At 67.8% G+C, this 8,001-nt stretch carries 9 protein-coding genes; 7 read left to right on the forward strand and 2 right to left on the reverse strand.

Annotated features, from left to right (window positions below; all coding sequences use genetic code 11):
- Window positions 1-74 precede the first annotated feature (74 nt).
- Window positions 75-1,703: a LuxR C-terminal-related transcriptional regulator gene (locus tag ACIBGM_RS41220; RefSeq protein ID WP_396388642.1), complete on the forward strand. Its 1,629-nt coding sequence runs from the start codon at window positions 75-77 to the stop codon at window positions 1,701-1,703.
- 65 nt (window positions 1,704-1,768) lie between these two features.
- A complete protein-coding gene (locus ACIBGM_RS41225; protein WP_396388643.1) occupies window positions 1,769-2,842 on the forward strand; it encodes a class I SAM-dependent methyltransferase in 1,074 nt (357 codons plus the stop codon).
- A 61-nt stretch (window positions 2,843-2,903) separates the two neighbouring features.
- Here ACIBGM_RS41225 and ACIBGM_RS41230 read toward each other — a convergent pair whose 3' ends face one another.
- Complete coding sequence (locus tag ACIBGM_RS41230; protein ID WP_396388644.1) at window positions 2,904-3,728, reverse strand: aldo/keto reductase; 825 nt, start codon at window positions 3,726-3,728, stop codon at window positions 2,904-2,906.
- A gap of 163 nt (window positions 3,729-3,891) precedes the next feature.
- Between ACIBGM_RS41230 and ACIBGM_RS41235 the strand changes: the two genes are divergently transcribed.
- A complete protein-coding gene (locus tag ACIBGM_RS41235) occupies window positions 3,892-4,497 on the forward strand; it encodes a hypothetical protein (RefSeq protein WP_396388650.1) in 606 nt (201 codons plus the stop codon).
- Window positions 4,498-4,731: 234 nt separating this feature from the next.
- Window positions 4,732-5,826, forward strand: coding sequence for a hypothetical protein (locus ACIBGM_RS41240; protein ID WP_396388646.1), 1,095 nt, complete (start codon window positions 4,732-4,734; stop codon window positions 5,824-5,826).
- Between the two features lie 58 nt (window positions 5,827-5,884).
- Here the strand turns inward: ACIBGM_RS41240 and ACIBGM_RS41245 are convergent, their stop codons facing one another.
- A complete protein-coding gene (locus ACIBGM_RS41245) occupies window positions 5,885-6,181 on the reverse strand; it encodes a hypothetical protein (RefSeq protein ID WP_360526132.1) in 297 nt (98 codons plus the stop codon).
- A gap of 139 nt (window positions 6,182-6,320) precedes the next feature.
- Between ACIBGM_RS41245 and ACIBGM_RS41250 the strand changes: the two genes are divergently transcribed.
- From ACIBGM_RS41250 to ACIBGM_RS41260, 3 genes are all read left to right on the forward strand, one after another.
- Window positions 6,321-6,674 carry an XRE family transcriptional regulator gene (locus tag ACIBGM_RS41250; RefSeq protein WP_360526128.1) on the forward strand — a complete coding sequence of 118 codons (354 nt, stop codon included), beginning with the start codon at window positions 6,321-6,323 and terminating at the stop codon, window positions 6,672-6,674.
- A gap of 31 nt (window positions 6,675-6,705) precedes the next feature.
- Window positions 6,706-6,909, forward strand: coding sequence for a KTSC domain-containing protein (locus ACIBGM_RS41255; RefSeq protein WP_360526125.1), 204 nt, complete (start codon window positions 6,706-6,708; stop codon window positions 6,907-6,909).
- A gap of 118 nt (window positions 6,910-7,027) precedes the next feature.
- The gene (locus ACIBGM_RS41260) at window positions 7,028-7,216 is read left to right on the forward strand and encodes a hypothetical protein (protein WP_360526122.1); all 189 of its coding nucleotides are present in this window, start codon (window positions 7,028-7,030) and stop codon (window positions 7,214-7,216) included.
- Window positions 7,217-8,001: the final 785 nt, after the last annotated feature.

Here is an 8,001-nt window from a genome sequence, read left to right on the forward strand (position 1 = left end):
GTCTGGCTGAAAGCGCCACGGCCCCCGGGACTTCCCACTTTCCCCGGGGGCCGCAGCGCGTCTACCGTCAAGGGGTGGAGGAGGTCGGCGGTCTCCTTGCGGCCGGGGAGAAGGCGCTCGGCGACGGGGACTGGGTGGCGGCACTTGCTGCGTTCGGGTCCGACGAGGTCTGTGAGACCGCGGAGGGCCTTTCCGGGCTGGGGAACGCGCAGTGGTGGCTGGGCGACGTACGGGCCGCCTTCTCGAGCTGGGAACGTGCCTACGCGCTGTTCCGCCGTACCAACCCGGCTGAGGCCGTCTTCATGGCGCTCGGCCTCAGCATGCTGTACGACGCCAACTTCGGCGACCGCGCGGCGGCACAGGGCTGGGCTGCGCGGGCAGTCCGGGTGGCTGCCGAGGTCGACGACCCTGTCGTGGTGGCGTGGGCCTCGCTGGCTCGAGCCGGCACGTCGGACGACAAGGCGGCAGTTGCTGCTTGGTGTGAAGCGGCGTACGAGGTCGGGATCGAGGCGGGGGACCGCGACCTCGAGCTGTGTGCGCTGAGCATGTGGGGGGCCGCGCTGATCGACCTCGGCCAGATCATCGAGGGCACTGCGCTGATGGACGAGGCATTGGCCGGTGCGCTCGGGGGTGAGGGTGCCCGGCCGGACACGGTCGTCCTTGCGAGCTGCCTGCTGATGCGGTCGTGCGTCCGCGGTGGCGACTACCTCCGTGTCGTGCAGTGGGTCCGCTCACTCGATGCCTTCATCGCCCGGTATGGCTGTCCCTACCTTCACGCATCCTGCAGAGCGTCGTACGGCGGAGTGCTCGTCTCCACTGGGGATTGGCCGCGTGCGGAGGACGAGCTGAGCGCTGCGATAAAGCTGGCCCGCGACGCGCTGCCGGCCGTGCAGGCAGAGGCGGCTGCGTTCCTTGCTGAGCTTCGGCTGGCGCAAGGCCGGGTCGGCGAGGCTCGGCAACTCCTGACTGGTTTCGAGGACCGCCCCGTCGTACGCCCGGTCCTGGCAGCTGCCTACCTGGCCGCCGGGGAGGCGGCGACGGCTGTCTCGCTCGTACAACGTCAGCTGGACGGCGCATCGCCTTTGGAAGAGGCCCGGCTGCGTGAGGTGCTTGGCTCCGCCTGTCTGGCGTCGGGTGACGTGGCGGGCGCCGTCGCGGAGGCAGAGCGGCTGTCTGACCTGGGTACGACGACTGACAGCGGGCTGATCGCCGCACGGGCTGCTCGGCTGTGTGGGCGGACCCTGCTGGCGCAGGGGGAGTGTCAGGCGGCCGTGGCTCGGCTGGCGGCGGCTCAGACCTGGTTCGGGCTGTTGGAGATGCCGCTCGAGGTTGCACGGACCCGGATGATGCTGGCGCAGGCGATGGCGCCGTACGACCCGGCCCCTGCGGTTGCCGAGGCACGAATCGCTCTTGCGGTGTTCGAAGATCTGGGGGCGGCTGCTGATGCTGACGCGGCGGCTGCGTGGTTGCGGGCTGCTGGTGCCACGGCTGCTCGCGTTGGGCCTCGTGGGCTGGGGTTGTTGACCAAGCGGGAGCATGACGTGCTCGCCGTACTGGCTGAGGGGTTGCCGAATCCGGAGATCGCAGCCCGGCTGTACATCAGTCGTCGTACGGTCGAGCACCACGTGGCGAGCATCCTGTCGAAGCTCGGCCTACGGAACCGCACCGAGGCGGCCGCCTACCTCACCCGGGTCCACGAATAGGCGAACTCACCGATGCTCCAGCCGGCCTCGCGGTGTGACGCTGCGGGTGGGGATTGGAGACCACCATGAGCGAGACAACGCTGGACACGACCCGGCTCGAGGCCTTCGGGCAGCAGATGAGCGACGTATTGAACCATGGCACGCTCGCGTTGCTGACGAGCATCGGCCACCAGGTCGGCCTGTACGACGCCCTCGCGGAGTTGCCGCCGGCCACCAGCCACGAGATCGCCGGCGCCGCCGGCCTGCATGAACGGTACGTGCGGGAGTGGCTCGGCGCGATGACCGTCGCCCGGATCGTCGAGTACGACGCTCGCGACCGCACGTACCGACTGCCGCGCGAGCACGCCGCGTTCCTGACCCGCGCAGCCGGACCGCAGAACCTCGCGGCGGCGACTCAGTTCATCGCGCTGCTCGCGGGAGTCGAGTCCTCGCTGGTTGAGTGCTTCCGGCGGGGTGGTGGCGTGCCGTACTCGGAGTACGTCGAGTTCCACCGGCTGATGGCCGAGGACAGTGGCGCGGTCTTCGACGCGGCCCTGATCGACGAGATCCTGCCGCTCGTGCCTGGGCTGCCTGCGCGGCTCTCCTCGGGGATCGACGTGGCCGACGTCGGGTGTGGGAGCGGGCATGCGATCAACGTGATCGCCGCCGCCTACCCGCAGAGTCGGTGCGTGGGCTACGACTTCTCCGCCGAGGGGATCGCCGCCGGCCAGGCGGAGGCTTCGGCACTCGGCCTGACCAACGCGCACTTCGTCGTACGCGACGCCGCCGAACTGGGCGAGCACGAACGCTTCGACCTCGTCACCGCCTTCGACGCCATCCACGACCAGGCGCACCCGGCCAAGGTCCTGGCCGGCATCGCTGACTCACTGCGCCCTGGCGGCACCTTCCTGATGGTCGACATCCAGGCCTCCAGCAACCTGGAGGACAACTTGGACCACCCCTTCGCGCCGTTCCTCTACAGCATCTCCACCATGCACTGCATGACCGTCTCCCTGTCCCTCGACGGCGACGGCCTAGGCGCGGTCTGGGGCGAACAGAAGGCCCGCCAACTCCTCACCGAAGCCGGCTTCACCGACATCCAAACCACCCACGTAGAAGCCGACGCCTTCAACACTTACTACATCTGCCGAAGGCCCTGATCGCCGCTGGTCGGGGCGGACCAGCTACACGCTGAGCTGGGTGTCCGCGCCTGGTGGAGGTTCAGTGGCCTGAACGGTCCGAGTCGGCTGCTGGTCTCGCCGTACCGTCGAGGGCAGCCAACGACGCCAACTCGGCATCGGTCAGGTCGAAGTCGAACACCGCCAGGTTCTGCTCGAGCCGCGTCCGGTTGACCGACTTGGGAATCGGTACGACGCCCTGCTGCGTCTCCCACCGCAGCACAACCTGCCCCGGCGCCCGACCATGCTCCTCCGCGATCTGCCGCACCGCCGCGTGCTCCAACAGGTCGGTGCCCTTCCCGAGCGGACTCCACGCCTCGGTCACGATCCCGTGCTGCTGGTGAAACTCACGCTCGACCGGCTTGGCCCACACCGGACTCAGCTGCACCTGATTGACCTCCGGCGCCATTCCGGTCTCGTCGATCAGCCGCTGCAGATGCGCCGGCTTGAAGTTCGACGTACCGATCGCCCGCACCAACCCCGCCTCGCGCAGCGCGATCAGCCCTTGCCACGCTTCGACGTACCGATCCTGGTCCGGGTTCGGCCAGTGGATGAGGAGGAGGTCGAGGTAGTCGACACCGAGCTTGTCCGCGCTCGCCTCGAACGCCGTCCGGGCCCCGTCGACGCTGTGCCACCGTTTGTTGAACTTCGACGTCACGAACACCTCGTCCCGCGGCGCGCCCTTCAGTGCCCGCCCGACGCCGGTCTCGTTGCGGTAGTTCTCCGCGGTGTCGACCAGCCGGTACCCGGCCTCGAGGGCCTCCGAGACCACCCGCTCGGCGTCGCCGTCGTCCAACGGCGACGTGCCGAGCCCGATCCGTGGCATCGAGGTCCCACCACTCAGCGTGACGACCGGGACTGAACTCATCGCGTTTCCTCCTTCGCGGGGACGGCGTACGGCCACCGTACGTCGCGCCCGTCTCAGCGCACCGAAACGGGGCAGCGAACTGTCGGGGGCGTAGTTCATCATGGTGCGGCGGGATCGGATCGTGCGGAGGGGTAGGCGAATGAGGAATCGGCTGATCACTCTTGTGGACTTGGGTCTTGACAGCTCGTTCGACGCGTCGATGAGCTTCGTCCAGGGCATCACCGGGAACATCAACGCGGGCTGGGACCAACCGGTCATCGATGTGAACTTCGTCCGAACCCGAGACCACGAGACCGCGTTCTCCGCGCTCACCACGCCCTCGACCGTCCTGCACGTGATGGCTCACGGTGACCACAGCGAGGAGCCCTCCTTCCTGTCCACCGACGGCAAGACCCAGGTCTCGCTGCGGTCGCTGGCCGAGTGGTTCCTCGACCGCCAGTGGGGTATCGCCAGCGGCGTGGTGATTGCCGACGGCTGCAAGACCGGCATCGGCAAGTGGCAGCGAGCCATCCGCGACTGCCTCCAGGACGACATCACCTACATCGGCACCAGCACCGTCATCGGCTGGTACGAAGCCACCGTCTTCTGCTCCGCCTTCTACGGCGCCCTGGTCCGCAACCGCGGCCTCGGCCGCACCCCCGCCGAACAAGGCTGGGACGCCGCCACCCGAGCCATCGCCGCCTACGAAACCCTCACCGACGCCCGCTGCCCCTACAAACCAGTCCTCCTGACCCCCTCCCGCCGAGCCCTCCGCTCCCTCACCGGCTGACCTCCGCTCCTTCACTGGCTGACCCGCTTCCACACGTCCCGACCACACCAGCCCACCGACACGCGGGCGGCGGCTACTTTGGGTGAGGGATGGGAGACTCTTGGTGGGCTCGTCACGTGGCGAGGTCCGTGCTCTGGGTTGCCGGTGACCCGGGTGGCGGGAGGACGGGGAAGCCGTCCGATACGCATTGGCCGACCTGCTGACGTCCGCCCGACGTGGTGAAGGAACGCCGCCATGAAGCTCCATCGGAACTCCCTCCTGACGGCTGCCGCCATCGTCGTGGTCCTGTACGTCGTCTGCCTGATCGTCGGCCTGCCGACCTGGGCCGCGACCGTCCTCACAGTGGTACTGCTCGTCCTCCTGGCCGTGGTCTGGAAGCAACCCGATCCGCCGCGGCCCATCGTGACTCCGACGCCTGCTCCGCCGTCCGTCGTACTCCCGGAGCCGGACCCCGTCTTCAGCGGACCGCCCTCGCGCACGCTCGCCGACGTACGGCTGCCGTCCGCGTCGCCCGATTTCCAGTTCAGCTTCTCGGCCGTCGTTCAGTGGTCGACCGTGTTGACCGGAGCGCGGCACGCCGACCTCGGCGCAGTCGCCGTCCACGCCCTGCTCGAGCGCGCCCGGGCTCTGACTGCGACCCAGCAGGTGACCGAGGAGTCCCTCAATCAGCACCGGCTCGCCGCGCTGCTCGGTGAGCCCGCGCTCGACGAGAAGGGACAGGTCCGCTGCTGGGCGACCGAAATCCGCCTCCGCCTGCCGGACGCGGACCAGAAGCACCTTCTGCACCTCGCCGCCCTGCACCGCCGAGAGCACACCACCTTGCTCGAACGCCGGATGGAGCAGGACAAACGCACGTACCTGAAGGACGACGTCTTCGCCACGCCCGGCTCGGCCGCAGTCTGGTGGCTGGTCAACAATCCCGGCGAGGTCGAGACCGCCCTCGGCCTCCTCGACACCCTCGCCGAACTCTCCGCCGCCGCCAACGACCTTCCGATACGACGCTCGTCCGCTGAGGCCATCGAACAAGCCAGGCCGACCCGCGCCGAGCTCGACTTCAACTCAGCCGTCGACCACCTCCTCGAGCCCGGCGAGCGCACCGGCCGGACAACGGATCCGACAACAACCCCGGCAGCCAATCCGACACCAGACCGGACGGCCGCACCTACCGCGAGGCACGCCGACTCGCAGCAGCAGCCCGAGGCCGCCGATGCGAGATCCGCCCAGCCACCAGCCGGCACCGACGTACCTACGACCGCCCGCAACGGGACTGCGAAGCCGTCGAGCCAGCCACCAGATGGCAAGTACCGGGAAGAGTTCTATTCGGAGTAGGTCGGTGAGGCGGGCCGGCTGCAGGGTGGACCCGCCCCACCGAGCTCGCGGGCGCACGTCAGCCATCCAGCCACTCGACGGTGGTCGCGCCGTTGTGACCGTGGACCGTGAGCAACGCCTCGATGCCGTCCGGCCAGACCGTGGTGGTCGGATATGGCCCGCCCCAGTGCAAGGCGACACTTCCGTCGCTCCACTCGACGCCCTCGGCGACGACGCCCGTACCGCTCACACCGGAGACGTCGACGTGGCGGACCAGCTGGAAGCAGCGTGGCCCGGACTTGGTCGCGACCTTCAGATGGCGCCGTCGCGGGGGCGTCCGCAGCAGCGTGGTGCTTCGACCGCTGATCTCGTTCATGCCTGAAGTCAACGCTCGCGGCGGCGTCCTCACCAGGAACTGAACAGGTATCCACAGGGCACAAATTCGGCACTCTGGCAATCACCCGATCGCCGTAACCTGATTGCAAGGAGTGATCAACGCGCAGGGAGTGAAACCGATGACCCTCATCGAGAAATGGACCGGCCGGCACGCGCATGCCTTGCGCGAGGCGCTCCGGTTGACCAACGAAGCGTTCGCCGAGCACCTCGGCATCGCGCCGCGGACCGTGACGAAGTGGCGCGAGCGCCCGGACATGGAGCCGAGCCATTTGATGCAACAAGCACTCGATACCTCGCTGAGACAGGCGCCTCCCGACGCCAGGATCAGATTCGCGGCGAACCTGGGCCGCGACGAGCCGCAACTCATGCTCGACCACGATGCCCTCAGCCGGCTCAACGAGGCGCTCGGTGATCTCGCCCGCGCCGTGGCGCGCCTCGAGTCGGCCGAGCCTGAGCGATCATCGGCACACTAGGGCGAGGTCGACGGACCCGAGGGGAGTGCAGGTGAGGCGACGACTGGTGAACTCGTCGAGTGTGCGATCGGTCGGCTGGTCCGACGGGACTCTGGAGCTCGAGTACGTCAACGGCTCCACGTACCAGTACTACGAAGTCCCGCAGACCACCTATGCCGCGCTGCTCGCTGCGCCGAGCATCGGCACGTACGTGAACGCCCACGTCAAGCCGCACTACGACTACCGCGAGGTTTGATCCGGACCGTTTCTGTAGGCGTCGCGGCGGGAACCGGATTGACGATCGACACGGGGGTGCGCCCAGCCCTGGAGGTGACATGCGCACTCGTAGAGCGTCTACGACTGGTTCTCGCACGGTGGCCATCATTGTCGTTGTCTGGTTGCTGATCGGCTTCGCGGCCGCTGCCCAACGGAACTACTTCGCAGGAGCCGATGCGACGTGCGCCAAGGTGGGCACGACGTTGGTCACCATCGTGGTCGGCCCACTGAACTACGTCGGTGCCAACCCGAAGATCGACTGCAGCGCACCACAACCGTCGAGGTAGCCGCGAGCTCGAGGCCGAGCATGACTGTGCTCGGAAGAGGCGCGGCAGTCGGGAATAGCTTCCGTACGGCGCCGGTTACACCTGACGCCGTCCGGTTCAATGACCCCGGGCCTCAACCTCAGCCGCTACGAGCGGCCACTCGCCGAGAGGCGTCTGCTGGACGGTGCGGTACGTGACTGGTGGGAGTCGGCAACTCCGGCTCCCACCAGGTCTCGCAGCCCAACCGACCTCTGGCGGAACCTCGGGTACGACGACGTGGTGAGCCGTCGGCGTGGACGCCGTACGGAATCCACTGGAGGCCGCTTGAGCGGTGGGGCATCATGGGAGATGTCGCTCGCGAAGACGCGAGTGAGTGATGTGACCAGAGGGACCGACGACTGCCTCGCGGCCGTGCCGGCTGACCGGCTCCGAGGGTGCTTCGTGAGGGTCTGGACAGGGTCCGGCACCCCGATTTGCATCTTCACCGCGAATGTCAGTAATGTTCTTCTTGTTGGAGCGAGACGCAGGACGCGAAAGCGGCCGGTCCTCCGACAAACCCCCTGAAGGTCTCGGAAGCCGAAACACGCCTCGGCGGGTTTCGGACACTGAGTCACGCAGGGGGGCTGGGACGAAAGAGGCCGATTTGACCGGCCCCGGACGAAACAGTAAAGTTGGGCGAGTTGCCCCGGAGCTTCAAACGAAAGTCTGAAGCGCGGTGTGCGTCCGATTCTTGAGAACTCAACAGCGTGCCGAAAGTCAATGCCGAAAGATGCATTAACCCCGTTCACAGGCATTGGGCGATTTTC

The sequence above is a fragment of the Kribbella sp. NPDC050470 genome (assembly GCF_044458365.1).
GTDB lineage: Bacteria > Actinomycetota > Actinomycetes > Propionibacteriales > Kribbellaceae > Kribbella.

Bases quoted from the DNA above. Each gene is read 5' to 3' on its own strand.
- ACIBGM_RS41225 (WP_396388643.1), top strand. From the start codon at position 1,769: ATGAGCGAGACAACGCTGGACACGACCCGGCTCGAGGCCTTCGGGCAG.
- ACIBGM_RS41230 (WP_396388644.1), bottom strand. From the start codon at position 3,728: ATGAGTTCAGTCCCGGTCGTCACGCTGAGTGGTGGGACCTCGATGCCA.
- ACIBGM_RS41240 (WP_396388646.1), top strand. From the start codon at position 4,732: ATGAAGCTCCATCGGAACTCCCTCCTGACGGCTGCCGCCATCGTCGTG.
- ACIBGM_RS41245 (WP_360526132.1), bottom strand. From the start codon at position 6,181: ATGAACGAGATCAGCGGTCGAAGCACCACGCTGCTGCGGACGCCCCCG.
- ACIBGM_RS41250 (WP_360526128.1), top strand. From the start codon at position 6,321: ATGACCCTCATCGAGAAATGGACCGGCCGGCACGCGCATGCCTTGCGC.